The organism is Plantactinospora soyae (assembly GCF_014874095.1).
GTDB lineage: Bacteria > Actinomycetota > Actinomycetes > Mycobacteriales > Micromonosporaceae > Plantactinospora > Plantactinospora soyae.
Genome location: NZ_JADBEB010000001.1, coordinates 2,901,225 through 2,925,867, shown reverse-complemented (window position 1 = coordinate 2,925,867; position 24,643 = coordinate 2,901,225). Strand labels below are relative to the sequence as shown.

The following is a 24,643-nucleotide window of genomic DNA, read 5'->3' as shown; positions in this document are numbered from 1 at the left end:
CCTGGTAAGCATCCGTGAGGCGGGCCGCCGGCGCGGGACCCGCCGGCGGCCCTGGTGGCGAACCGCTTCACCACCAGGAACGGGGGACCTGGGGGTACGGCTCGCGCGCCGACAACGGTACGCCGACGCTCCCCGGAGCGTCGTCCCCCGGCGGCCGGGGCAGCGCTACTCCAGCTCGTGCAACATCAGCTGCCGGGCCGCCTCGGTGATCGAACCGGAGAGCGACGGATAGATGGTGAAGGTCAGCGCCAACTGGTCGACCGTGAGGTTGTTCTCCACCGCGATCGTGATCGGCAGGATCAGCTCGCTGGCCTTCGGCGCCACCACCACACCGCCGACGACCTGGCCGGAGGCGGGCCGGCAGAAGAGCTTGATGAAGCCGTCCCGCAGGTCGGCCATCTTGGCCCGGGCGTTGCCGGCCAGCGGCAGCATCACCTGGCGGGCCGGCACCTTGCCGGAGTCCACCTCGTTCTGCGACACCCCGACGGTGGCCAGTTCCGGGTCGGTGAAGACGTTGGCGGCGACCGTACGCAGCCGCAGCGGCGACACCGCCTCGCCCAGGGCGTGCCACATGGCGATCCGGCCCTGCATGGCGGCCACACTGGCCAGCGGCAGTACGCCGGTGCAGTCGCCGGCCGCGTAGATCCCGGGCACGTTGGTCCGGGAGACCCGGTCCGTGCTGACGTAGCCGCCGGGAGCGACCGCGACGCCGTACTCGGTCAGGCCGAGGTCGGCGGTGTTCGGCACCGAGCCGACCGCCATCAGCGCGTGCGAGCCGTGCACCAGCCGGCCGTCGGAGAGTTCCACCTCGACCCCGTCGCCGGTCCGGCGGACCTCGTTCGCCCGGCTGTTGTTCAGGATGGTCATGCCCCGGGACCGGAACACCTGCTCGATCGCCGTCGCGGCGTCGGGGTCCTCGTGCGGCATGACCCGGTCCCGGCTGGAGACCAGGGTCACCTTCACGCCCATCGCCAGGTAGGCGCTGGCGAACTCGGCGCCGGTGACGCCGGAGCCGATGACGATCAGGCTCTCGGGCAGCTCCGGCAGGTCGTACACCTGGCGCCAGTCCAGGATCCGTTCGCCGTCCGGTACGGCGGTGGGCAGCACCCGGGGGGTGGCGCCGGTTGCGATCAGTACCGTCGAGGCATCCATCGAGTACGTGGAGTCACCGTCCGACGGCGTCACCAGCACCTGGTGGGTGTGACCGAGCGTGTCCACGCCCAGCTTGGCCCGGCCGGCGACGAACGTCACGCCAGCCTTGATCAGTTTGGCCTGGATGTCGGCCGACTGGGCCAACGCGAGGCGCTTGACCCGCCCGTACACCGTCGCCGCGTCGACGGTGATCGCCGCCAGGCCGTCGGAGTGGACCCCGAACTCATCGGTGTCGCGGTATCCGGTGACGACCTCGGAACTCGCGATGAAGGTCTTCGAGGGGACGCAGTCGTGCAGCACGCAGGCGCCCCCGGCGCCATCGGTCTCGACGACCGTGACGTCGGCGTCCAACTGGGCGGCGACCAGGGCCGCCTCGTAGCCGGCCGGCCCCCCGCCGATGATCACAATCCGGCTCACAACTCTCGTCCTCCGTCAGTGCTCACAGTGACAATCTTGCCCAGAACCCGTACGACACGCACGGTCGTATTCTCCACCACCCCTCCGCCGGGCTATCGTCATCGCCGTGCGTCATTACGCCGCGTACGGCTCAAACCTCGATCCCGCCCGAATGCGTGCCTACTGCCCGCATTCGCCGATGGTCGGCACCGGCTGGCTGGAAGGCTGGCGGCTGACCTTCGCCGGCGAGGGGGTGATCGGCTGGGAGGGCGCGGTCACCACCGTCGTCGAATCTCCTGGTGATCGTGTCTTCGTCGCACTCTACGACGTGCACTCCTGGGACGCCGCCCAACTCGACGAGGTCGAGGGCGTCGTCTCGGGCACCTACCGGAAGCTGCACGTCCGGGTGGTCACTCTGGACGGCGAGGTGACCGCCTGGGTGTACGTCTTCGCCGGCTACGAGGGCGGCCTGCCGACCGCCTGGTACCTGTCGGAGATCGCCAACGCGGCGGAGAAGGCCGGTGCCCCGGACGACTACGTGGCCGAACTGCGCGCCCGGCCCACCGGCACCGCCTCCGCCTGAGCCCCGGACTGGCGGATCAGCCCGGCATCGGGCACGGGATCTCCACGGTCACCAGCGTCGGGCCACCGACCGGGCTGTCCAGCCTGAGTACGCCGTCGAAGGTGCCGAGCCGGCGCTGGACGCCCCGCAGCCCGCTGCCCCGGGCCGGATCGGCACCGCCCCGGCCGTCGTCGGCGACGGTGATCCGCAGCGCCGTGCCGGTGTACGTGATGTCTATCTCCACCGTGCTCGCGCCGGCGTGCCGGGTCGCGTTGGCCAGTGCCTCCAGCGCGCAGAAGTACGCCGCCGACTCCACCGGCGGCTCGAGCCGGCCGGGCAACTGACCCGTCACCCGTACCGGCACCGGGTTGTCCAGTGCCACCGCCCGGAGTGCGTCCGGCAGTCCCCGTTCGGCGAGTACCGGCGGATGGATGCCGCGTACCAGGTCACGCAGTTCGGTCAGGGCGGTGGCCGACGCCTGCCGGGCCTGGGCGACCAGCGCCCGCGCGGCGGCCGGATCCTCCTCGATCAGCCGCTCGACGCCGGCCAGGCTGAGCCCGACCGCGATCAGCCGGGCCTGCGCCCCGTCGTGCAGGTCCCGCTCGATCCGGCGCAGTTCGGCCGCCTGGCTGTCGATCGCGTCGGCCCGGGTCTCGGTGAGCTGGTCCACCCGGTGCGCGAGCGAGGCCGACCGGGTCGGGGCGAGCAGCAGCCGGTCGTACCGGAGCCGGAGCCGGAGCATCGCCGGGGCGAGCAGCATCCCGAGGCCGGCCATCGCCAGGCCGACGAACGGGCTCGCCCAACCCGGAATCCACCCGAGGTCGGGCCAGAGGCGGGTGACGCCGTACCAGAGGTACCAGGGGGTGATCCACTCCCCGCTGAACACGCCGAGCGGCACCGCCCAGGGCACCCAGGACAGCGGCTGCCCGACCAGCCCGTACAGGCCCAGCCCGACCAGCGCGGCCGGGACCAGCCCGAGCACCCCGAGCAGCGGACTGGTGGCCGCCCAGAGCTGGTCCCGCCAGGTCGCCGGATCGCCGAACCACCACTGGTACCGCTGGACCCGGACCGCCGCCTCGCGATCGGTGTAGAGGGTACGGCCGATCCGGTACCGGCCGTCCTCGTCCGGAACCGGCAGTTCCGGCAGCGGCCGGTACGGCTCCGCGATGGTCACGCCGGCCCACGTCCCGGCGTACCTGCGGTACCGGCTGACCAGGGGTCGGGTCAGGTGCGACACCTGCGGCGAGAGCCCGCCCCAGGCGACCAGCAACGTCACGAGGTTGAGCAGGGTGCCACCGAGGGCGGCGAAACCCAGGCCGCTGAGCCCGCCGCCGTGCCAGGTGTCGTCGGACCCCTTCCGCAGCCAGCGGGCCGCTCTCGACCCGGTCCACCAGAACTGCGCCGACGGCCCGAGCAGCAGCCGGCTCCACCGGGCGTGCAGCCGGAGCGCCATCGGCGCGAGCGCGAAGCCCAGGGCGACCAGCGCCAGTCCGACCGGTACCGCCCAGGCCGGCGACGGTGCCCCGACGACCGGAGCCGCGCCACCGGCCAGCCCGAGCGTGCCGAGCCCGACCCCGGCCGTGGCCAGCGTCGGCGGCACCAGCACCGCGAGACCCCCGACGAACGGGGTGAGGTGCAGCCACAGCCACTCGCGCAGCAGCGCCGGGTCCTCCGAGCGCCAGGCCAGTTCCAGGAGGTACGCGGGCAGCCTCGGCGACTTGTACAGCTCGTTCTCGTGGACGTACCAGCCGTCGGCCCAGCGCTCGGGTGCCGGCGGGCCGGGCCGCCGCTCGACCTCCACCGGCAGTCCGCCCCAGCTCCCGGTCAACCGCCGACCGAGATCCGCCAGCCGCTTGGCGACCCGCGCCGCGGGCAGGTACGGCACGACCAGGGTGGCCGCCACAATCAGCAGCACGGACATCGCCAGGCCGACGAGGCCCAGCCCGAGTAGGGCGAGGTTCCGAACGAACGCGATCCCCTGTCGGCGCAACATGCGTTCAGTGTCGTCGGTCGGCGTTCCCGGCGGACTGTTGCTGGAGCCCGGACCGGGGTGTAGTTACCCCCACCCCGGTCCGGTACGTGGACGCATTCCCGCGACCGGCCGGAATTTCTACCGTTTTCCCCATGACAGTCATCGAGGTCAGCAAGCTTCAGAAGCGTTACGGCACCCAGGTCGCGGTCCGGGACGTCTCGTTCGAGGTACGTGCCGGCGAGATCTTCGGGATCGTCGGCCCTAACGGCTCCGGCAAGACCACCACGGTGGAGTGCCTGACCGGGCTGCGCCGGGCCGACGGCGGAACGATCCGGGTGCTCGGCCTGGACCCCGAGCTGGCCCGTACCGAACTCCGCCGTCAGGTCGGCATCCAGCTCCAGGAGAGCCAGCTGCCGGACCGGATGAAGGTCTGGGAGGCGCTCGACCTGTACAGCTCGTTCTACGCCGAGCCGGCCGACTGGCGGGCCCTGATGGCCGACATGGGACTCACCGAGAAGCGGAACACCGTGTTCGCCAAGCTCTCCGGTGGGCAGAAGCAGCGGCTGTCGATCGCGCTCGCCCTGGTCGGCAACCCCCGGATCGCGGTGCTCGACGAGCTGACCACCGGGCTCGACCCGCAGGCCCGTCGGGACACCTGGCAACTCGTCCGGGACGTCCGGGACCGGGGCGTCACGGTCGTACTGGTCACGCACTTCATGGACGAGGCCGAGCGGCTCTGCGACCGGCTGGCGGTCATCCGGGCCGGCGAGGTCGTCGCGATCGACACCCCGGCCAACCTGGTCGCCCGCGCCGAGGTGCCCCGGGTCGAGCGCCCCACCCTGGAGGACGCGGTCCTCGCCCTGAGCAACCCGTCCCGCGCCGCCGCCTGAGCACCGACCGCCGCCGCTCCGACAATCCAGAGGATCGAGGAAACATCATGAACGCCACCGCCTCCCGCCAGACCGACCGGCCCGTCAGCAGCATCCGGGCGACGCCGGGTCGGATCGCCGTACGGAGCACCGCGAAGTTGGTCGTCACCGAGGCGAAGCTGTTCGTCCGGGAGCCCCTCGGCGCGTTCTTCGGGATCATCTTTCCGGCCGCCCTGATCCTGATCCTGGGCAGCGCCATGCCGGGCTTCAACGAGCCGAGCGCGGACGTCGGCGGCCGGATACCGGTGGAGGTCTACCTACCGATCACCCTGGCCCTGGCGATCGGCACCGTCGCCCTGGTCAACCTGTTGAACACGCTGGCCGCCAACCGCGAGAAGGGAGTGCTCCGCCGGCTCTCCACCACCCCCGTCCCGCCGGTCAGACTGCTGGTGGCCCAACTCGTGGTCAACGTGATCGCACTGATCGTCGGCTCTGGGCTGGCCCTGCTCGCGGCCTGGGGCGCGTTCCGGATCTCCGCCCACCCGAACGTGCCCGGACTGCTGATCGCCTTCGTGCTCGGCGCGGCCTCGATGGTGTCGCTCGCCGTGCTCCTCGCCGCCTTCACCCCCACCAGTCGCGCCGCGGTCGGACTCGGCAGCCTGATCTACTACCCGATGCTCTTCGCGGCCGGGGTCTGGACGCCCGGCCCGCTGATGCCCGAGGCGGTACGCCGGATCTCCGACTTCACCCCGCTCGGCGCCGCCTCCCAGGCCCTCCAGGACAGCTGGGCCGGCGACTGGCCCCAGCCGCTGCACCTGGTGGTCATGCTCGGCTTCACCGTGGTTTTCGGCGGGCTGGCGACGAAACTGTTCCGCTGGAGCTGAGTCCCCGACGCCGAAGGGCGTCAGACTCGAAGCCGTGGTTCCGCCACAGTCGGGCGGGGCCACGGCTTCGCCCGTCCGGCGCGGCGGCGGTCTCAGTCCGGTACGGGGGGTGCCATCCGGACGCCGGTCGACGCCGTACCCAACAGGTTGACCAGTTCCGACCGCTGCGCCGCGGTGAGTACGCCGAACGCCTGCGCCACGATCCGGTCACCCACCGACTCGGCCCACAGCCGCCGTCGTACCAGCGGCCCCACCGGCGGGTACGGCGGCGACCAGCCGTACGCCACCGCACCGGACTCGCCCTCGGGACCGGCCAGGATGATCTCCATCGGCGACATGCCGGCGGCCCGCGCCGCCATCAGGCTCGCCCCGGAGTAGTACTCGAAGAGCAGATGCAGCAGCACCGCCGCCCGGGATGCCGGGGCGGCGTCGGCCGGCACCGGCATGCCCCGCCAGGCGGCGAAGAGTGGCATCCCGGTCACGTCGGCGGCGGCCACCACCGGCTCGACCAGCTCGATCAGGCGCCCCACCGGCGGGAAGCCGGCCAGGTAGTCGATGCCCCAGCGACAGCACTCGGCGCGGGCGACCTCGGCCACCTGGCACGGGGACGCCACCCGGACGGCGCTCTCCCAGCCGTCGGCCACGGCGTCCGGCGCGAGGATGCCGATCGCGGCGGCCACCGTCTCGGTCCGTACGTCGCCGAGCACCGCGCCGCGACCCGTCACGAAGAACGCCCAGCCGGAGATGCCCATCTGCCGCGCCCGGCGCAACGTCCGGGGGCACTCGATGAAGGCGCCGCCCAACTGCAGCACGCTCGGCCTGGCCGCGCCAGCGGCCTGCTCGGGGGTCAACGACACCGCCTTCCGATCCGGGCCCGCGGGCACGGTTCCCACGTTTCCCGCTTGAGTCTGCCTGTCGTGCCGCCCTTTCGGCAGCCCCACCTCCTGCCGTTACCGTCCACTCTCCGCCGCCGTCGCCTCCACGGCGGCTTCCACGTCGCCGACCCGCCGTCGTGCGGCGACCGCGCCCCGCTCGGCCGTCTTCCGGGCCAGCTTGCGCCGGCCGACCTCCCGCTCGGCGGCGGCCCGCCGCCGCTCCAGGTCGGCCAGCGCGGTTTCGATCTCGGTCAGCGCGGCGGCGCCGTCCCGCTCGGCCTCGGTGGCCCGGGCGAGTTCCGCCTCCGCCCGCTCCTGCCGGGTACGCGCATCGGCCAGCGCCCGGTCGAGTGCCCGGCGTCGAGTGGCGAGGGCCGACTCGCGGGCCGGGGCTGCCCGGGGGCCGCCCCTCGGCTCCGCCGCCAGCCGGGCGCCCGGCTCCACCGCCGTGCCCTTCCGGCCGGGGCGGCCCGGCCCGGCTCCGCCACCCTCGTCCGGCGCGGCCTCGTCGGGCGTGATCTCGTCGGGCGTGATCTCGTCAAGAACCGGCTCGTCCGGCGCGGTCTCGTCCGGGCCGCCGACGATCAACCGCAGGTTCGGCCGGGGCACCTCGCCGAATCCGGCGTAGCTGGCCGCCCGGACCAACCGGCCGGACCGGGCCTGCTCGGCGACGTCCAGGTCGGAGAGCGCGGCGTTCAGCGTGGCCTCCACCTCGGCCAGCGGCAACTTTCCGGCCGCCAGCCTCGGATCCGCGGCCTGGGCCAACTCCCGGGCCTGGCCGACCAGCGCGGTCACCACGCCGCGCCGCTGGGCGGACAGCTCGCGCAGTCGCGGCCCACGCAACTCCCGCTGGGCGGAACGGAGCGCGGTGGAGAGTTCGACCAGTTCGGCCATCAGGTCCGGGCGCCGCAGGGCCAGCAGGTTCACCAACCAGGCCGCCACCGTCGGTTTCCGCAGTTTGGCGATCTCCCGGGCTCCGGCGGCGTCGCCGGCCTCCCGGGCCTCCCGGGCCGCCTCGGTACGGGCGGCGACGAATCCGTCCGGTGGTGCCGAGTAGAGCCGTTCGACGAGGTCACGGGGCATACCTGCCATCTTCGCGTCGCCGACCCGCTCAGTCGACGGCTGTCCCGGGCGCCAGGCGGGCGTACTCACAATTGGCCAGGCGGGTCATGCTGCCGTCGTACACCGCTAGCCCGGCGGGGGCGAGCAGTCCGTCGTGCAGGGCGTACGCCCGGCGCGGGTTGACCGCCCGGACGAAGTCGACGGACTCGGACACCTTGAGCCAGGGGCCCGAGATCGGTACGAAGAGCGTGTCGACCTGCGCCCCCTCCGGTACGTCGAACGAGTCGCCGGGGTGGTACACCGAGTCGTTCACCAGGAAGCCGAGGTTGACCACCCGGGGCAGGTCCGGATGGATCACGGCGTGCCACCCTCCGTACGCCCGTACGGCGAACCCGGCCGCCTCGAAGGAATCTCCGGACTGGACCGTTCGCACCACTCCGTCCAACGCGTCCAGTTTGGAGGCGACGTCCGGGTGGGTGTACACGGTCACCGACGGGCGCTTGCCGAGCGCGTCGGCGAGGGCGTCCACGTCGAGATGGTCCGCGTGCTCGTGGGTGATCAGCACCGCGTCGACGCCGTCGAGGGCGCCGCGTTCGGTGAGCGTACCGGGATCGATGACCAGCACGGCCCCGTCCTCCTCCACCCGTACGCAGGCATGGCCGTACTTGGTCAGTCGCATCGAGACTCCTCGGCTACCGAATCGTGATGTCCCACGCGCAGTCTGCCGGAACCGGGACGACTTCGCGGCACGTCTGACGGAACGCCTCGACGGGGCAGGGAGAGCGGAGGGGACATGAGCGGGCGGAGCGGAACCATGATCAGGTCCAGACGGTCCATCGCGGGACTTCTCGGCGTGGGGGCGGTGACGGCCGGGCTGGCACTGGCCGGCTGTGGCGGCGCCGGCAGCCGCGACGCGGCGAGCACGTCGGACGGTGCGCCGGCGGCGGCTCCGGCCGAGGCGCCGGCGGTGGCGAAGGACGAGTCCGGCGGGCAGCAGGGCGTGGGGCTGCTCGGCCAGCCGGTCCAGGATCCGGCGACCGACCCGGGGGTCGGCCAGCGGGCCATCGTCTACACCGGCTCCATCACGGTACGGGTGCAGGACGTCGACGGAAAGGCCGCCGAGGCGGCGAGGATCGCCACCGGGGCGGGTGGTTTCGTCGGCGGCGACAGCCGCAGCAGCAACGAGTCCGCCGCCGAGGCGACCCTCCAACTGCGGGTTCCGGCCGACCGGTTCGCCGGCGTGGTGGACCAGCTCGCCGGGTTGGGCGACACGGTGAGCCGGGACCTCAAGACCGACGACGTCACCGAGGAGACCCTGGATCTGGACGCCCGGATCGCGACCCAGCGGGCCAGGGTGGACAGCGGCCGGCGGCTGCTGGCCCAGGCGAAGTCCCTGACCGACCTGGTGATGCTGGAGGGCGAACTGGCCAAGCGGGAGGCGGACCTGGCCTCGTTGGAGGCGAAGAAGCGCCGGCTGGCCGATCTGACCGCACTGTCGACCATCACCGCCGTCCTGCTCGGCCCGAACGCTCGGGAGGACGACGAGGAGTCGACGAGCGGGTTCCTGGCCGGTCTGAAGGGTGGCTGGGAGGCGTTCGTCGCCTCGCTGCGGGTGCTGCTGACCGTGCTGGGTGCGCTGCTGCCCTGGATCATCGGGCTGGGCCTGCCGCTGGTCGGGGTGCTCTGGGCGGTCCGGCGGCTGCGCGGGCGGCGGTCCCGGCCAATTCCGGCCACGCCCTCGGTTCCGGCCCAGGCGCCGGCCTCGACGAGCTGACCCCGGCACCGCGTCCCGCGCGGATGGCGGTGCCGGTGCCGGATGCCCCACCACCCGGTACCGGCCCGCTCCGCTACTCGGCCAGCGCCTTGAGCGCGGTCTGGAGCAGAACCCGTACGCCCACCGGAATGGCCCGCTCGTCGACGTCGAACGCCGCCCGGTGCAGGTCGACGTTGGCCGCCGTCCGGCCCACGCCGAGCCGGGCCAGTGCCCCGGGCACGTGCTCCAGGTACCAGGAGAAGTCCTCGCCCCCCATGCTCTGCGGAGTCTCCGCGATCCCGGCCGGGCCGGCGGCCGCCGCCGTGGCGGCGGTCAGTACCCGGATCGCCCGGGCGTCGTTGACCACCGGCGGTCGCCCCCGCAGGTACTCGACGTCGACGGTGGCACCGGTAGGTGCGATCACGTCCCGGACCACCTGGGCCACGATCTTGGGCGCCAGTTCCCAGGTGTCGCGGTCGAGCACCCGGAGCGTTCCGGCCGCCATCGCCTCGTTCGGGATCACGTTGTACTGGGTGCCGGCCGAGGCCTGTCCGAAGACGAGCAGCAGCCCGCTGTTTGCCGGTACCCGCCGGTTCACCAGCGCCGGCACCTCGGTGACCAGCCGGCCCAGCGCGTCGACGAGGTCGACGGTCAGGTGCGGGCGGGCGGTGTGGCCGCCCGGCCCGGTCAGCCGGACGGTGATGTTGTCCGCCGCCGCCGTGATCGGTCCGACCCGCAGCCCGACCTGTCCGACCGGCAGGTTGGGGTCGCAGTGCAGGGCGAAGATCTGGGTGACGTCGGTCAGGCCGCCGGCCTCGATGACCTCCAGCGAGCCGCAGGGCAGGATCTCCTCGGCCGGCTGGAAGATCAGCCGGACCCGCCCGTCCAACTGGCCACGTTGCGCCAGTTGCGCGAGGAGCAGGCCGACGCCGAGCACGATCGTGGTGTGCACGTCGTGTCCGCAGGCATGGCAGACCCCTTCCACAGTGGAGCGGTACGGAACGTCCTTGGCATCGGCCAGCGGAAGCGCGTCGAGGTCCGCGCGGAGCGCGACCACCGGCCCGTCGGGTCGCCCGTCGATGTCGCAGATCACCCCGTTGCCCTTGGGCAGCAGGCGCGGTGCGAGACCGGCGACCGAGAGCTCCCGGGCGATCAGCGCGGCGGTGTCGAACTCCTGCCCGGACAGTTCCGGATGGGCGTGCAGGAACCGGCGGGTCGCGATGAGCTCGGGCAGCCGGAAGTCCAGTGCCTGGTCGAGCCCGAAGGGCAGGGGCTCCGCCCCGGGCGCCGCCTCGGATTTTGACGACGCCGGCTGGCTGCCGGTCGGCAGTTGCAACGCACTCGTCACGTCGAATTCTCGATCACTGTGGATGGGATGGGACTCGGACAGCCTAGACCGCCGACGGTGACGCTGCGCAACCTCGTTCTGGTAGCGATCAGACAGCACAGCGTCACGAAAGCCCTGGTAGGAGCGTTCGGCAGCGTACGGAGCGCTACCTAGCCCACCATCAGACGCCGCCATCTGTCCCACACCTCCTACAACGCGTGACGGTTTCGCCGGTCACGATCGCGGCTCCCAGCAGGGGCGCCGCCAGCCCGAATGGTCGCACCATCCGGCCACCTTCGGGTTCGAACGGCAATCGATCACCGCCGTGCGGGGTGGCGGGGACCTTCAGGGTGACAGATGGTGTCAGAACGACCACGCACAGCGTGTCCGTCAACGCGCCAGTCGGAGGCATCTACTTCCGATACCCGGAAAACCACTCCGACATTCCCGACCCGCCCCCGCCCCCGGGGAGAAGCCCGCTCGGCAGGGGTCGGCCCGGCTCAGAACCGGTCGCTCGGGCGGTACGTCCCCCAGACCTCCCGCAGCACGCCGCAGACCTCCCCGACGGTGGCCCGGGCCCGTAGCGCCTCCTTCATCGGGTAGAGCACGTTCTCCGTACCCGAGGCCGCCGTCCGCAGGTCGGTCAGGGACCGCTCGACGGCGCCAGCGTCCCGGTCGGCCCGCAGCCGCGCCAACCGGCCCGCCTGGGCCGCCTCGATGGCCGGATCGACCCGCAGCGGCTCGTACGGCTCCTCCTCGTCGACGGCGAACCGGTTGAGCCCGACGACCACCCGCTCGCCGGAGTCGATCTCCTGCGCGATCCGGTACGCGGACGTCTCGATCTCACGCTTCTGGAAGCCGACCTCGATCGCGCCCACCGCCGAGCCGTACCCGGCGACCCGTTCCATCAGCTCCCGTACCCCGGCCTCGATCTCGTCGGTCATCGCCTCCACGACGTACGAGCCGGCGAACGGGTCCACCGTGGCCGTCAGGTCCGTCTCGTACGCCAGCACCTGCTGGGTACGCAGGGCCAGCCGGGCGGCCTTCTCGGTGGGCAGCGCGATCGCCTCGTCGAAGCTGTTCGTGTGCAGCGACTGGGTTCCGCCGAGCACGGCGGCGAGGCCCTGCACGGCGACCCGGACCAGGTTCACCTCGGGCTGCTGTGCGGTCAGCTGCACCCCGGCCGTCTGGGTGTGGAAGCGCAGCATCAACGATTTCGGATCCTGGGCACCGAACTCGTCCCGCATCAGGTTGGCCCAGATCCGGCGGGCGGCCCGGAACTTCGCCACCTCCTCCAGCAGCGTGGTCCGGGCCACGAAGAAGAACGACAGCCGGGGCGCGAAGTCGTCGACCGCGAGACCGGCGGCGAGCGCGGCGCGGACGTACTCGACGCCGTTGGCCAGGGTGAAGGCGATCTCCTGCACCGGGGTCGCCCCCGCCTCCGCCATGTGGTAGCCGGAGATGGAGATCGTGTTCCATCTCGGCACCTCCTTGCGGCAGTACGCGAACGTGTCCGCCACCAGCCGCAGCGAGGGCTTGGGCGGGAAGATGTACGTGCCCCGGGCGATGTATTCCTTGAGGATGTCGTTCTGGATGGTGCCGTTGAGCGCCGTACCGGCCACTCCGGACTCCTCGGCCACGATCTGGTACAGCAGCAGCAGGACCGATCCCGGCGCGTTGATGGTCATCGAGGTGGAGACCCGGTCCAGCGGAATGCCGTCGAAGAGCGTGCGCATGTCCTCGACGGAGTCGATCGCGACACCCACCTTGCCGACCTCGCCGTGCGCGATCGGGTGGTCGGAGTCGTACCCCATCTGGGTGGGCAGGTCGAAGGCGACCGAGAGCCCCATGGTGCCGGCGGCGAGCAGCTGGTGGTAGCGCCCGTTGGACTCGGCGGCGGTGCCGAAGCCGGCGTACTGGCGCATGGTCCACGGCCGGGAGGTGTACATCGTCGGGTAGACGCCCCGGGCGTACGGGAACGTTCCCGGCGCACCGAGGCGGGCGTCCAGGCCCGCCGGTACGTCGGCGGCGTCGTAGACCGCCTTGATCGGGAAACCCGACTCGCTCGACCGACCATCGCTCATTACCGCATGGTAGATCCCAGCATCTGGATCACTGACGGACGCCGGTCCCGGGAGCGCGGAACGTACCCGTGAACGAGTGAGTGATCCGGCACTGGGCGTCGAGAAAAACGCACTTTCAGTGAGTTGATCAACACGTACGGTCGAGTTCTGGGGAACTCCGGCGGTTGTCTTTCCCTTCTGCGGTCGGAACCCGCAATATAGGGGGGTTCTGTCCTGTGCCCCCTCGATTCTCTCGGTGGCTTTTCTGTGACTCAGATCCCGACGTGGAGTGGCGGACCGGCCAATCCCACCAACGGACGTGCGGCACCCGGCATCACCATCGGCGGTCGGTACTCGTTGCGGGCTGCGATCGGCCACGGCGGCATGGGCACGGTGTGGCGCGCGGCCGACACCCTGCTGCGCCGCGACGTGGCCGTCAAGGAGGTCGTGCTCCCACCGGGACTGGCCCCCACCGACCGCGACGCGATGTACGAGCGCACGCTCCGCGAGGCCCGGGCCGCGGCCGCCCTCCAGCACCCCGCGGTGGTCCAGGTCTACGACGTGGTGACCGAGGGCGGACGACCCTGGATCGTGATGGAGCTGCTCGACGCGCGCAGCCTCGCCGACATGGTCATCGAGGACGGACCCCTCGCTCCACGTGCCGTTGCCAAGATCGGAATCGCCCTGCTCGGCGCCCTTGAGGTGGCCCACGCTATCGGGGTGCTGCACCGGGACGTGAAGCCGGCGAACGTGTTGATCTGCTCCGACGGGCGGTGCGTGCTCACCGACTTCGGCGTGGCCCGGATGCCGACCGACGTCCAGCTCACCACCCCCGGGATGGTGCTCGGCTCGCCACACTTCATCTCGCCGGAGCGGGCCATGGGCCACGACTTCGGGCCGCCCAGCGACCTCTTCTCGCTCGGCGTGACGCTATACACCGCGGTGGAGGGCCGGCCGCCGTTCGACAAGGGCGACCCGATCGAGACGATGCACGCGGTGGTCGAGGACCCGCCCGCGCCACCGGTCCGGTCCGGGGCGCTGACCCGGACCCTGCTCGGCCTGCTGGAGAAGGACCCGTCCCGCCGGCTCGACGTCACCAGGTCCCGCACCATGCTGCGGGAACTCCTGGCCGGCCCGCTGGCGAGCAATCCGGCCGGGCACTCGATGACCGACCCGTACGCGGTGGTCCCGCCCCAGCGCTCGCCGTGGCAGCAGCCGGGTGCCCCACACCAGCAGGCCGCCCAGCAGCAGGCGGCCACGCCAGCGTCGAACCGGTCGCCGGCCGCTTCCAACGGGGAGATCGGCGGGACGGCCATGCTCGCTCCCGGCGAGTCACTGGCCGACCGGCTGGCCCGGAACGCCCGCGACGCCGCAGCCTCGGCCCGACCGCCGGTGGGCGGCCCGAACCCGAATGACACGCCGACCGGCGCGATGCCACACACCGCCGCCGGCCGACGTGGCGACCAGCAGCACGGCAGGCGCGGCGGACCGCTCGACACACCGACCGGCGCCATGCCCGGCCAGGGCGGTCGGGCCGGCACCGTGCACACGGCCAGCGGCGGCGGCCTCGGCCGTACCTTCTCCGGCGCCCGGCAGGCCAGCGGCACACTGGTGGAGACGGTCAAGGGCTGGCCCCGCAAGATGCAGCTCGCCGCGGCCGGCGGGGTGGCCGCGGTGCTGCTGATCAGCGTCGTGGCGCTCTCGCTGGGCGGCGGCGACGACCCCGAGGGCAGCACGACGCCCCCTCCGCAGGCCGGCACCAGCCCCGGAGCGGCGGTTCCGGCGACGTTCGCCACGAAGCCACACGCCGAACGTGGCGTCGCGATCAACGTTCCGAAGGACTGGAAGAAGGCAACCCCGAAGAGGGCCGTCTACATCGACTACACCGACCCGGACGGCAGCGGTCGGCGGGTACGGGTCCTGGTCGAGGACTTCAAGGGCGACGAGTCGCGTCGCTGGGCGGAGATCGCCGAGAACGGGTTGAAGTCGAGCAAGACCTGTGCCAAGCCCTATCAGCAGCTGGGCCTGACCGACGAGGAGCTCGGCGGCAAGCCCGCCGCGCAGTTGGAGTACACCTGCGGACCGGACGGTGAACAACGGCACGGCATCTGGCGGGGAACCGTCCAGGGCGGCAAGGTGTACTCCTTCTACCTGACCACCCCCAGTGAACGGTTCGACGAGAGCAAAGTGATTTTCGAGGAGATGGTCCGCTCCTTCAAGCTCACCTCCACCAGCTGAGCGCGGCCGGTTCGCCGGGGGCCCGGCGGCCGGTGCGGTCCGGCCGGCGTGCTATCACAGTCCGATGGCGGCAGAACCTCACCAGCGGCAGGCACAACCCGACGAGCTGGCCGAACTACGGGGCCGGGCCCAGGCCTGGCTCGACGACGACCCCGACCCGGCGAGCCGGGACGAACTGCGGGGCGTACTCGACCGGTTGCCGGCGAGCGCGGCCGAACTGGCGGACCGGTTCGCCGGGCCACTGACCTTCGGCACCGCCGGCCTCCGGGGTCCGATGCGGGCCGGGCCCAACGGGATGAACCTGGCCGTGGTCACCCAGGCCGCGGCCGGGCTGGTCGGCTGGCTCGCCGCCCAGGACACCGCCGGTCCACTGCTGATCGGGTACGACGCCCGGCACGGCTCGAAGGCGTTCGCCGAGCGGACCGCCCGGGTCGCCACCGGGGCGGGACGGCCGGCGCTGCTGCTCCCCCGGCCCCTGCCCACCCCGGTCCTCGCGTACGCCGTCCGCGCCCTCGGGGCGGTCGCCGGGGTGATGGTCACCGCCAGCCACAACCCGCCCCGGGACAACGGCTACAAGGTCTACCTCGGTGCCGAACTCGGCGGGGCCCTGGGCGCGGGCGCTCAGATCGTGCCGCCGGTCGACGCCGAGATCGAGGAGTCGATCCGGGCGGTCGGGCCGCTGGCGACGGTGCCGCTGGGTCCCCCCGGCGAGGTGCTCGGCGACGACGTTCCGGCGGCCTACGTCCAGGCCACGGCGGCGGTGATCGCCCCGGACGGGCCCCGCGACCTCCGCATCGCGTACACGCCGCTGCACGGGGTGGGCGCGGCGGTGTTCACCTCGGTCTTCGCCCGCGCCGGGTTCGCCATTCCGGGAGTGGTGCCCGACCAGGCCGAACCGGACCCGAACTTCCCGACCGTCCCGTTCCCGAACCCGGAGGAGCCGGGCGCGACCGACCGGCTGATCGCGCTGGCCCGGACCATCGACGCCGACCTCGCGATCGCCAACGACCCGGACGCCGACCGGTGCGCCGTGGCGATCCCCGATCCGGTACGCGGCTGGCGGATGCTGCACGGCGACGAGCTGGGCGTACTGCTGGCCGACCATCTCCTCCGGCGCGGACGCTCGGGGCTGTACGCCACCACGATCGTCTCCTCGTCCCTGCTGCGCGCCCTCTGCGAGGCCCGGGGGGTGCCGCACGCGGAGACGCTCACCGGGTTCAAGTGGATCGTCCGGGCCGAGGCCGGTGCCGCCGAGCTGGTGTACGGCTACGAGGAGGCCCTCGGCTACTGCGTCGCGCCCGGTCAGGTCCGGGACAAGGACGGGATCAGCGCCGCGCTCACCGTCGCCGAGCTCGCGGCGACGCTTAAGGCGGAGGGGCGCACCGTGGCCGACCGGCTGAACGAGTTGGCGGCCGAGTTCGGCGTGTACCTGACCGATCAGCTCTCGGTGCGGGTCGACGACCTGAGCGAGATTGGGACCACGATGGCGTACATCCGGTCCAGGACCCCGAAGACCCTGCTCGACGAGCCGGTGACCTCGGTGGAGGACCTCGCCCCGGCGGCGGACGTGCTGATCCTGCGTACCGCTTCGGCCCGGGTGGTGGTCCGGCCGTCCGGTACCGAGCCCAAGCTGAAGGCGTACCTGGAAGTGGTGGAACCGGTCGTCGACGAGGACGTGGCGGCGGCCCGGGAACGCGCCGCCGCGTCGGTCCGCGCGCTGCGGACCGAGACCGCGGCGGCCCTGGGCATCTGGTAGTCCCCGCGCCGGCCCGTCCGACGGACGGGCCGGTACGACAGATCGGCGACGGTCAGGCCCGGGTGCCCAGGGCCGTGGCGATGGCCCGGGTGAGCGCGGCGATCACCAGCGCCACGGACGGCCGGATCGTGGACTCCTCCAGGCCGCCCCCGTCGGTGAATCCCGCACCCCGGGCGATCTCCGCCAGCCGCTTCTGCGCATCCTCGGCGGCCGCCCCGGTCAGTCCCAGGTTCGGCTGTACCCGGATCGCCGCCATCACTGCGGCGAGCGCGGCGGTCCGCTCGTCCGGCACCCGCTCCCCGGTCAGGGCGTCGGCCAGCCGGCCACGGATCTCGACCTCCACCGACGGGTCGAGCACCGGATAGCGATGGATGTGGATGTAGCCGAGTTCGGTCTCGTCGACATCGCTGATCACCCCCCGCTCGCAGAGCCCGCCGAGGATCCGGTCGCGCAGCCCGTGGCGCAGCCGCTGCACCCAGGACGCCGGGGTGTGCGGAGTGTCGGCCGCGATCTTGGCGAGCACGGCGTCGGCGACCGGATCGCCGATCGGTGTGGCGTCGGTGGCCACGATCGAGCCGTCGGAGAAGGCGACCCGGCCGGCGAGGGCCAGGTCCACCAGCACGGCGGCGGCCATGCCCAGGTCGAGTCCGATCCGTGACCCGGTCGCCTTGCCGGATTTATCGTCGTAGCCGAGTAGCAACAACTCCTCGGCCAACCCAACACCAGTCATGGCCCGAGACGGTAGCCGTTTCGCGCCAGCCGCGCATGCGTCCCGGCCGTGGGTGTACCGATGGTGGCCGAAGAACCGATGATCAGAATCGGGGCATCCCGCCGAACTGCCGGTCACCGGCGTCGCCGAGCCCCGGCACGATGAACATCTTGTCGTTGAGTCGCTCGTCGATCGCGGCGGTCACCAGGCGCAGCGGCAGCCCGGAGCGCTCCAGCCGGGCGATGCCGTCCGGCGCGGCCAGGACGCAGAGCACGATGATGTCGGTGCAGCCCCGGTCGGCGAGGAGCCGGCAGCAGTGCTCCAGCGAGCCGCCGGTCGCCAGCATCGGGTCGAGCACCAGCACCGGCCGCCCGGTCAGGTCGGTGGGCAGCGACTCCATGTAGGCGCGCGGTTCGTACGTGTGCTCGTCGCGGGCCAGCCCGACGAAGCCCATCGACGACTCGGGCAGCAGGGCCAGCGCCGAGTCGGCCATGCCCAGTCCGGCCCGGAGCACCGGGACCAGCAGCGGCGGATTCGCCAGCCGGATCCCCTCGGTGGGCGCCACCGGAGTGTCGATCGAGAAGCGTTCGACCGGCAGCGACCGCGCGGCCTCGTACACCAGCATGGTGGTGAGTTCGTGCAGTGCGGCCCGGAACGACGCCGAGTCGGTCCGGACATCACGCATCACGGTCAGCCGGGTCTGGGCCACGGGATGGTCTACGACGAGTACGTCCACGGTCGCTCAACCTACTAGTAACCGCCGCCCGGCCGAATCCGGCGGTCGTCATCCGGCTACCGACGGGCATCGGACGGCACCCGAGTATGGCCAAGATCACAGTGGGGTACCGGTGCGTAGACTTGTCGGCATGACGGCGACAACGACGTCGGCCCGGTCCGACCTGTCCGAGGTGGGGCGTTCCGAGGCGACCCTGCGGACCTTCCTGCACGGCCTGCCCGGGGTGGACCAGGTCGGCGCGGAGCAGCGGGCGGCGATGCTCGGCACCCGCTCCATCAAGACCACCGCCAAGGCGTGGGCGATCGACCTGGCGATCCGGATGGTCGACCTGACGACGCTGGAGGGCGCCGACACGCCCGGCAAGGTCCGCGCGCTGGCCGCCAAGGCGCTGCGTCCGGACCCGGCCGACCCGTCGTGCCCGGCCGTCGCCGCGCTCTGCGTCTATCCGACGATGGTTCCGGTGGCCGCGTCCGCGCTCTGGGGCGCCGCGAGCGCTCCGGGCGGGTCGGCCGGGGGCGGAAGCCGGACCGGCCTGCTCGGTGAGCCCGTCGACGGGGGCGGCCCGGCCGCCGGTGGCCCTCCGGTCGGCGGCACCGGCCGGGTACATCTGGCCAGCGTCGCGACGGCGTTCCCGTCCGGGCAGTCCCCGCTGGAGATCAGGCTCGCGGACACCCGGGCGGCGGTGGCCGGCGGAGCGGACGAGATCGACATGGTGATCAACCGGGGTGCCTTCCTCTCCGGCCGGTACCAGCAGGTCTACGACGAGATCTTCGCGGTGAAGGCGGCCTGTGGCGACGCCCATCTCAAGGTCATTCTGGAGACCGGCGAGCTGGCCACCTACGACAACGTCCGGCGGGCCTCCTGGCTGGCGATGCTGGCCGGCGCCGACTTCATCAAGACCTCGACCGGCAAGGTGCCGGTGGCGGCCACCCTCCCGGTCACCCTGGTGATGCTGGAGGCGGTACGCGACTTCCGGGAGGCCACCGGCCGGCAGATCGGGGTCAAGCCGGCGGGCGGCATCAAGACCACCAAGGACGCCATCAAGTACCTGGTGCTGGTGAACGAGACCGCGGGCGAGGACTGGCTGGACCCGGACTGGTTCCGGTTCGGCGCCTCCAGCCTCCTCAACGACCTGCTGATGCAGCGCACCAAGCTGAGCACCGGGGTCTACTCCGGCCCCGACTACTTCACCCTTGACTGAGCCCGTCGACTCCACCTGGACTAAATGATGTTCGAATATGCTCCCGCGCCCGAGTCCCGCTCGGTGGTCGACCTCAAACCGTCGTACGGGCTGTTCATCGGCGGTGACTTCGTCGAGCCCGGTGACGGCGGCTCGTTCAAGTCGATCAATCCCGCCTCCGAGGAGGTGCTGGCCGAGGTCGCCGAGGCCGGCCCCGGCGACGTCGACCGGGCGGTCCGGGCCGCACGCCGGGCGTACGACGAGGTGTGGGGACCGATGTCCGGGCGGGACCGGGCGAAGTACCTGTTCCGGATCGCCCGGATCGTCCAGGAGCGCGCCCGTGAACTGGCCGTACTGGAGTCGCTCGACAACGGCAAGCCGATCCGGGAGTCCCGGGACGTCGACATCCCGCTGGTCGCGGCGCACTTCTTCTACTACGCCGGCTGGGCCGACAAGCTCGGCCACGCCGGTTTCGGCCCGGACCCCCGCCCGCTGGGCGTGGCCGGTCAGGTCATCCCGTGGAACTTCCCGCTGCTGATGCTCGCCTGGAAGATCGCCCCGGCGCTGGCCACCGGCAACACCGTGGTGCTCAAGCCGGCCGAGACCACCCCGCTCACCGCACTGCTCTTCGCGGAGATCTGCCAGCAGGCCGACCTGCCGCCCGGCGTGGTCAACATCGTCACCGGAGCCGGCGCGACCGGGCAGGCACTGGTCGAGCACGACGGCGTGGCCAAGGTCGCGTTCACCGGGTCCACCGACGTCGGCCGGCAGATCGCCCGGTCGGTCGCCGGCACCCGCAAGAAGCTCACCCTCGAACTCGGCGGCAAGGCGGCGAACATCGTCTTCGACGACGCGCCGGTCGACCAGGCCGTCGAGGGCATCGTCAACGGCATCTTCTTCAACCAGGGCCACGTCTGCTGCGCCGGCTCCCGGCTGCTGGTCCAGGAATCGGTGTACGACGAGGTGCTCGTCGCGCTCAAACGGCGGATGGCCCAGCTGCGGCTCGGTGACCCGCTGGACAAGAACACCGACATCGGTGCGATCAACTCGGCCGCCCAGCTCGACCGGATCCGCACCCTGACCGAGATCGGGTCGGCGGAGGGTGCCGAACGCTGGTCCCCACCGTGCGAACTGCCGGACCGGGGGTTCTGGTTCGCCCCGACGATCTTCACCGGAGTCAGCCAGACCCACCGGATCGCCCGGGACGAGATCTTCGGGCCGGTGCTGTCCGTACTGACCTTCCGGACCCCCGCCGAGGCGGTGGAGAAGGCCAACAACACGCCGTACGGGCTGTCGGCCGGGATCTGGACCGACAAGGGCTCCCGGATCCTGTGGATGGCCGACCGGCTCCGGGCCGGCGTGGTGTGGGCCAACACGTTCAACAAGTTCGACCCCACCTCGCCGTTCGGCGGGTTCAAGGAGTCGGGCTACGGCCGGGAGGGTGGCCGGCAGGGGCTGGAGGCGTACCTCGATGTCTGACGGTGGCGGAATGGTTGACGGTGGCGGTCGGCCGGAGCGGGTCGGCGTGCGGAAGACGTACAAGCTCTTCATCGGCGGGAAGTTCCCGCGCAGCGAGTCGGGACGGTCGTATCCGGTGCAGAACTCGAACGTGGCGCTCGCCTCCCGGAAGGACGTCCGGGACGCGGTGCTGGCGGCCCGGGCGGCCGTGAAGGGCTGGTCGGGTACGACCGCGTACAACCGGGGTCAGATCCTCTACCGGGTCGCCGAGATGCTGGAGGGGCGGCGGGACCAGTTCGTCGGGCTCGGCGTGCCGGCCGCCGAGGTGGACGAGGCGATCGACCGCTGGGTCTGGTACGCCGGCTGGTCCGACAAGATCACCCAGGTGTACGGCAACGCCAACCCGGTCGCCGGCCCCTACTTCAACCTGTCCGCGCCGGAGCCGACCGGGGTGGTCGGGGTGCTCGCCCCGGCCGAGCCGGCACTGCTCGGACTGGTCAGCGTCGTGGCACCGGCGATCGTCACCGGCAACACCGTGGTGGTGCTGGTCGCCGACACCAGCCCGCTGCCGGCGATCACCCTGTCCGAGGTGCTCGCCACCTCGGACCTGCCCGGCGGGGTGGTCAACCTGCTGACCGGACGGCCCACCGAGACCGGATCGTGGTTGGCCGGACACATGGACGTGAACGCGCTCGACCTGACCGGCGTCACCGACCCGGAGTTCGGCACCGAGTTGGAGCGAGCCGCTGCCGGGAACCTCAAGCGGGTGCTCCGGCCGCCGACCGGGCCGGTCGACTGGGCCGCCGACCCCGGCACCGGTCGGATGACCGCCTTCCTGGAGACCAAGACGGTCTGGCACCCCAAGGGGATCTGACGACGGGCATCTGACGTTCGGTGTCGTTTCTGGCACACTCCGTTCGCATGACCGAGCCGGTGCCACAGACCCGGAGCAGTCTCGTCCGGGACTTCCGCGCCCTGGGCGTACGCCCGGGGACCACCCTTCTGCTGCACGCCTCGCTCCGATCCCTCGGCTGGGTCTGCGGCGGCGCCCCGACGGTGGTCCGGGCGCTGCTCGACGTGCTGGGCGCGGCCGGGACGCTGGTCGTACCGGCGTTCACCCGGGAGAACCGCGACCCGTCCCGGTGGTCCCACGTCCGGGTGCCGGAGGCGTGGTGGCCGGCGATCCGCGCCGAACTGCCGGCGTTCGATCCCGCCGTGACACCCTGCCGCGAGCTGGGGCTGATCGCCGAGACGGTCCGGACCTGGCCCAACGCCTTCCGCAGTAGCCATCCGCAGACCTCGTTCGCCGCGGTCGGCTTCCGGGCCCGGGAGTTGACCGCCCGGCATCCGATCACCTCGGAAATCGGCCCGGACTCGCCGCTGGGGGCGATCGAGGCGGCCGGGGGCGAGACGTTGCTGCTCGGCGTCGGGTACGACCGGTGCACCGCGTTCCATCTGGCGGAGTACCGCCTGCCGGGGCTGGGCCGGCGGCCGAACCGGTGCGTGGTGCTGACACCGGAAGGTCGGCGGTGGACCACGTACCAGGCTGCTGCCCTGGACGACCGTGACTTCGTGGAGCTCGGACGAGCTTTCGAATTGACCTCCGCGAATGCCGTGCGGATCGGTAATGTGGGTGCCGGGACGGCCCGGCTGTTGCCAATCACGTCGGCGGTGACGTTCGCGACCACCTGGCTGCCCCGCCATCGCCAGGCGTCGGAGCAGCGCGCGTCCCCCAACTGACGGCGGCGCGCCGAAGGTGGCACATGGAGAGCCGGGAACTATCCTCGGGATCCGCAGGAAGAGCGCCGCCGACGTCGCATGACGGGCACGTGCGTGGCAATTCCGTCCGGCGTCATCGGCTGACCACCGAGCAGATCGTCGCCCTGGCGCAGGGCGATGGCGATCGGTACGCCATCGGCGTCCTCTCCGCCAGTCAACGCTCCAAACGGAGACTGCAACTGCTCACGGTGGTACTAGAGGCGATGAAACTGGGCGAGGACATCGCCTCCGTCGTGGCCGAGGCGACGCGACTGCTCGGCGAGGCCGAGGCGGCCCGGCCGGAATCCGTGCACTCGGTACTGGCGCATCCGTACCTCGACAACTGGGCCAGTTCCTGTTTACGCCAGCTGCTCTCGGTCGACGGGGCCGATCCGTCCAGGCCGCCGGGAATCGAGGACGAGCTCGGATACCTGACCGCTCTCGCCGCCGCAGCCGGGGCAGCCGCCGGACTGCTCTTCGACGTCACGCTGCCGGTCCGGGACGGCGTGCTGGTCCTCCCCACGCTCGGTGCCCTGGTGGGACTGGGTGACCATCGGGTTCGTGTGGTCGGCGACGGGTCGGCGCTGACCTTCGTCGGCGAGCTTCACACTGTCGTGGTGTCGGGTCCGTTCCGACGCGAGTCGGAGCACTGGCTTCCGGTCCGGCGGATCCGGGTCGATGGTCCTCGACGCCGCTACACAGTACGGATCGAGGACCTCGACCCGTACCGGAACTGCCACCAGTGGCCCCCGGCGCCACGGCTCGACGGGTCGGCGGCCCTCCGCTTCGACCAGCTGTGCCGCGAGGCATGGTCCGTCCTGGACACGGACTACTCCGACTATGCGCGGGGGATGCGCGCGGCGCTCATCTCCCTGATGCCGCTCGCGCCGTCGGAGAATGGTACGAGCCAGGGCGCCACGTCGTTCCAGGCGTACGGGTCACTGGCGGTGTCGGCGAACTCCACGGCGGAAGCGCTGGCCCTGTCCCTGATCCACGAGTTCCAGCACATGAAACTGGTGGCGATCCTCGACCTGTACGACCTGTATGAAACAGATGGCGTCGCCCGGTACATCGCTGCTTGGCGCTCCGACCCACGCCCGGTATCCGCCGCACTACACGGCGTCTATGCCCACCTCGGCGTCTGCGATTTCTGGCGACGGCGTCGTCTGCTCTTGGCGGATCCGGGAGCCGCTCGGACCGCGCACTTCGAATTCGCCCTCTGGCGCCGACTCACCCTGCTCGCGGTGCACGATCTCCTGTACGCGGGCGAACTGACCGCCCTCGGCACTGCGTTCGTCACGCCGTTGCGGGATCGATTGGAAGCCTGGGCCGGAGAACCGTTGCCGCCGGAGATCGACCAGGCCGCCGCCGACGCCGCGCTCGGGTACGCCGTGCGATGGCGGCTGCTGAACGCGACACCCGATTCGGCGACTCTCGCCCGGCTGGTGGCGGCGCCCCTGCCCGCCTGGTTGGCCGACTCGGCCGAACTGATCGACTCGTTGGCGTCCCGGAAGTCCCCCTTCGGTGCACCAGCCGCATCCGAGCCGGCCCTGGCCAACCTGATCCGGTCGAGCCTGCACATGACTCCCGGACCGGCCGCCGCGTGCGCGCCGCATCACGGGGACGCCGCCTATCTCGCCGGCCGGTACGGCGACGCCGCCCGCGCGTACGCGGCAGAGATTCGCCCCGACGATCTCGAAGGTTGGGTTCGACTCGTAGTAGCGACAGTTCGTGCGACGACCGGCCGGACCGTCGTGTCCAGAACCCTGATCGACCACCCCGGACTGGTTCACAGGTTGTACGTCGCCGCCGGCGGTCGGGTCCCGCCGGAGCAGGTGGCCGAGTGGCTGACCAGGGCATTGCCCTGACCAGTTCGAGGAATACGTTGACGCG

The 24,643-nt window shown here is 71.8% G+C and carries 20 protein-coding genes; 11 read left to right on the top strand and 9 right to left on the bottom strand.

Features of this window, described 5'->3' with window-relative positions:
* Window positions 1–165 precede the first annotated feature (165 nt).
* Window positions 166–1,569 (bottom strand): NAD(P)H-quinone dehydrogenase, encoded by a 1,404-nt coding sequence (locus tag H4W31_RS13095; protein ID WP_192766915.1) that lies wholly within the window; start codon window positions 1,567–1,569, stop codon window positions 166–168.
* A gap of 106 nt (window positions 1,570–1,675) precedes the next feature.
* On the opposite strand from H4W31_RS13095, the gene H4W31_RS13090 reads away from it, so the two are divergent.
* Complete coding sequence (locus H4W31_RS13090) at window positions 1,676–2,131, top strand: gamma-glutamylcyclotransferase (protein ID WP_192766914.1); 456 nt, start codon at window positions 1,676–1,678, stop codon at window positions 2,129–2,131.
* 16 nt (window positions 2,132–2,147) lie between these two features.
* Here H4W31_RS13090 and H4W31_RS13085 read toward each other — a convergent pair whose 3' ends face one another.
* On the bottom strand, window positions 2,148–4,103 hold the full coding sequence (locus H4W31_RS13085) for a sensor histidine kinase (protein WP_192766913.1): 1,956 nt from the start codon (window positions 4,101–4,103) through the stop codon (window positions 2,148–2,150).
* 131 nt (window positions 4,104–4,234) lie between these two features.
* Here H4W31_RS13085 and H4W31_RS13080 point away from each other — a divergent pair, with 131 nt between their 5' ends.
* Both H4W31_RS13080 and H4W31_RS13075 read left to right on the top strand, forming a co-directional pair.
* A complete protein-coding gene (locus H4W31_RS13080) occupies window positions 4,235–4,972 on the top strand; it encodes an ABC transporter ATP-binding protein (RefSeq protein WP_192766912.1) in 738 nt (245 codons plus the stop codon).
* 47 nt (window positions 4,973–5,019) lie between these two features.
* Window positions 5,020–5,835 (top strand): ABC transporter permease, encoded by an 816-nt coding sequence (locus H4W31_RS13075; RefSeq protein WP_192766911.1) that lies wholly within the window; start codon window positions 5,020–5,022, stop codon window positions 5,833–5,835.
* A gap of 92 nt (window positions 5,836–5,927) precedes the next feature.
* Here H4W31_RS13075 and H4W31_RS13070 read toward each other — a convergent pair whose 3' ends face one another.
* The 3 genes from H4W31_RS13070 to H4W31_RS13060 all read right to left on the bottom strand — a co-directional run bounded on the left by H4W31_RS13070 (window position 5,928) and on the right by H4W31_RS13060 (window position 8,451).
* The gene (locus H4W31_RS13070) at window positions 5,928–6,686 is read right to left on the bottom strand and encodes an SCO6745 family protein (protein WP_192766910.1); all 759 of its coding nucleotides are present in this window, start codon (window positions 6,684–6,686) and stop codon (window positions 5,928–5,930) included.
* Between the two features lie 99 nt (window positions 6,687–6,785).
* The gene (locus H4W31_RS13065) at window positions 6,786–7,802 is read right to left on the bottom strand and encodes a hypothetical protein (protein WP_192766909.1); all 1,017 of its coding nucleotides are present in this window, start codon (window positions 7,800–7,802) and stop codon (window positions 6,786–6,788) included.
* Between the two features lie 19 nt (window positions 7,803–7,821).
* The gene (locus H4W31_RS13060) at window positions 7,822–8,451 is read right to left on the bottom strand and encodes an MBL fold metallo-hydrolase (RefSeq protein ID WP_192766908.1); all 630 of its coding nucleotides are present in this window, start codon (window positions 8,449–8,451) and stop codon (window positions 7,822–7,824) included.
* A 135-nt stretch (window positions 8,452–8,586) separates the two neighbouring features.
* Here H4W31_RS13060 and H4W31_RS13055 point away from each other — a divergent pair, with 135 nt between their 5' ends.
* Window positions 8,587–9,546 carry a DUF4349 domain-containing protein gene (locus H4W31_RS13055; RefSeq protein ID WP_225945513.1) on the top strand — a complete coding sequence of 320 codons (960 nt, stop codon included), beginning with the start codon at window positions 8,587–8,589 and terminating at the stop codon, window positions 9,544–9,546.
* Between the two features lie 73 nt (window positions 9,547–9,619).
* Here H4W31_RS13055 and H4W31_RS13050 read toward each other — a convergent pair whose 3' ends face one another.
* Both H4W31_RS13050 and H4W31_RS13045 read right to left on the bottom strand, forming a co-directional pair.
* Window positions 9,620–10,873 carry an amidohydrolase gene (locus H4W31_RS13050; protein ID WP_192766906.1) on the bottom strand — a complete coding sequence of 418 codons (1,254 nt, stop codon included), beginning with the start codon at window positions 10,871–10,873 and terminating at the stop codon, window positions 9,620–9,622.
* 479 nt (window positions 10,874–11,352) lie between these two features.
* A complete protein-coding gene (locus tag H4W31_RS13045) occupies window positions 11,353–12,936 on the bottom strand; it encodes an acyl-CoA mutase large subunit family protein (protein ID WP_192766905.1) in 1,584 nt (527 codons plus the stop codon).
* 246 nt (window positions 12,937–13,182) lie between these two features.
* Here H4W31_RS13045 and H4W31_RS13040 point away from each other — a divergent pair, with 246 nt between their 5' ends.
* A complete protein-coding gene (locus tag H4W31_RS13040; protein ID WP_192766904.1) occupies window positions 13,183–15,153 on the top strand; it encodes a protein kinase domain-containing protein in 1,971 nt (656 codons plus the stop codon).
* A 64-nt stretch (window positions 15,154–15,217) separates the two neighbouring features.
* Complete coding sequence (locus tag H4W31_RS13035) at window positions 15,218–16,909, top strand: phospho-sugar mutase (protein WP_192766903.1); 1,692 nt, start codon at window positions 15,218–15,220, stop codon at window positions 16,907–16,909.
* Between the two features lie 52 nt (window positions 16,910–16,961).
* Here H4W31_RS13035 and H4W31_RS13030 read toward each other — a convergent pair whose 3' ends face one another.
* Complete coding sequence (locus H4W31_RS13030; RefSeq protein WP_192766902.1) at window positions 16,962–17,639, bottom strand: GOLPH3/VPS74 family protein; 678 nt, start codon at window positions 17,637–17,639, stop codon at window positions 16,962–16,964.
* 82 nt (window positions 17,640–17,721) lie between these two features.
* On the bottom strand, window positions 17,722–18,354 hold the full coding sequence (upp, locus tag H4W31_RS13025) for a uracil phosphoribosyltransferase (RefSeq protein WP_192766901.1): 633 nt from the start codon (window positions 18,352–18,354) through the stop codon (window positions 17,722–17,724).
* Window positions 18,355–18,484: 130 nt separating this feature from the next.
* Here upp and deoC point away from each other — a divergent pair, with 130 nt between their 5' ends.
* The 5 genes from deoC to H4W31_RS13000 all read left to right on the top strand — a co-directional run bounded on the left by deoC (window position 18,485) and on the right by H4W31_RS13000 (window position 24,618).
* On the top strand, window positions 18,485–19,555 hold the full coding sequence (deoC, locus tag H4W31_RS13020; protein WP_192766900.1) for a deoxyribose-phosphate aldolase: 1,071 nt from the start codon (window positions 18,485–18,487) through the stop codon (window positions 19,553–19,555).
* A 27-nt stretch (window positions 19,556–19,582) separates the two neighbouring features.
* Entirely contained in the window at window positions 19,583–21,013 is a 1,431-nt protein-coding gene (locus tag H4W31_RS13015; protein WP_192772061.1) for an aldehyde dehydrogenase family protein, read from the top strand.
* Complete coding sequence (locus tag H4W31_RS13010; RefSeq protein ID WP_225945511.1) at window positions 21,006–21,866, top strand: aldehyde dehydrogenase family protein; 861 nt, start codon at window positions 21,006–21,008, stop codon at window positions 21,864–21,866. Before H4W31_RS13015 ends, H4W31_RS13010 begins: the two co-directional genes overlap by 8 nt.
* A gap of 47 nt (window positions 21,867–21,913) precedes the next feature.
* Window positions 21,914–22,732 carry an aminoglycoside N(3)-acetyltransferase gene (locus H4W31_RS13005; protein ID WP_192766899.1) on the top strand — a complete coding sequence of 273 codons (819 nt, stop codon included), beginning with the start codon at window positions 21,914–21,916 and terminating at the stop codon, window positions 22,730–22,732.
* Between the two features lie 89 nt (window positions 22,733–22,821).
* The gene (locus tag H4W31_RS13000) at window positions 22,822–24,618 is read left to right on the top strand and encodes an HEXXH motif domain-containing protein (RefSeq protein WP_192766898.1); all 1,797 of its coding nucleotides are present in this window, start codon (window positions 22,822–22,824) and stop codon (window positions 24,616–24,618) included.
* Window positions 24,619–24,643: the final 25 nt, after the last annotated feature.

What these genes read in the sequence shown, in the direction of transcription:
- H4W31_RS13085 (WP_192766913.1), bottom strand. Translation starts at nt 4,103, where the DNA reads ATGTTGCGCCGACAGGGGATCGCGTTCGTTCGGAACCTCGCCCTACTC.
- H4W31_RS13080 (WP_192766912.1), top strand. Translation starts at nt 4,235, where the DNA reads ATGACAGTCATCGAGGTCAGCAAGCTTCAGAAGCGTTACGGCACCCAG.
- H4W31_RS13075 (WP_192766911.1), top strand. Translation starts at nt 5,020, where the DNA reads ATGAACGCCACCGCCTCCCGCCAGACCGACCGGCCCGTCAGCAGCATC.
- H4W31_RS13065 (WP_192766909.1), bottom strand. Translation starts at nt 7,802, where the DNA reads ATGGCAGGTATGCCCCGTGACCTCGTCGAACGGCTCTACTCGGCACCA.
- H4W31_RS13060 (WP_192766908.1), bottom strand. Translation starts at nt 8,451, where the DNA reads ATGCGACTGACCAAGTACGGCCATGCCTGCGTACGGGTGGAGGAGGAC.
- H4W31_RS13055 (WP_225945513.1), top strand. Translation starts at nt 8,587, where the DNA reads ATGATCAGGTCCAGACGGTCCATCGCGGGACTTCTCGGCGTGGGGGCG.
- H4W31_RS13045 (WP_192766905.1), bottom strand. Translation starts at nt 12,936, where the DNA reads ATGAGCGATGGTCGGTCGAGCGAGTCGGGTTTCCCGATCAAGGCGGTC.
- H4W31_RS13035 (WP_192766903.1), top strand. Translation starts at nt 15,218, where the DNA reads ATGGCGGCAGAACCTCACCAGCGGCAGGCACAACCCGACGAGCTGGCC.
- H4W31_RS13030 (WP_192766902.1), bottom strand. Translation starts at nt 17,639, where the DNA reads ATGACTGGTGTTGGGTTGGCCGAGGAGTTGTTGCTACTCGGCTACGAC.
- deoC (WP_192766900.1), top strand. Translation starts at nt 18,485, where the DNA reads ATGACGGCGACAACGACGTCGGCCCGGTCCGACCTGTCCGAGGTGGGG.
- H4W31_RS13015 (WP_192772061.1), top strand. Translation starts at nt 19,583, where the DNA reads ATGTTCGAATATGCTCCCGCGCCCGAGTCCCGCTCGGTGGTCGACCTC.
- H4W31_RS13010 (WP_225945511.1), top strand. Translation starts at nt 21,006, where the DNA reads ATGTCTGACGGTGGCGGAATGGTTGACGGTGGCGGTCGGCCGGAGCGG.
- H4W31_RS13005 (WP_192766899.1), top strand. Translation starts at nt 21,914, where the DNA reads ATGACCGAGCCGGTGCCACAGACCCGGAGCAGTCTCGTCCGGGACTTC.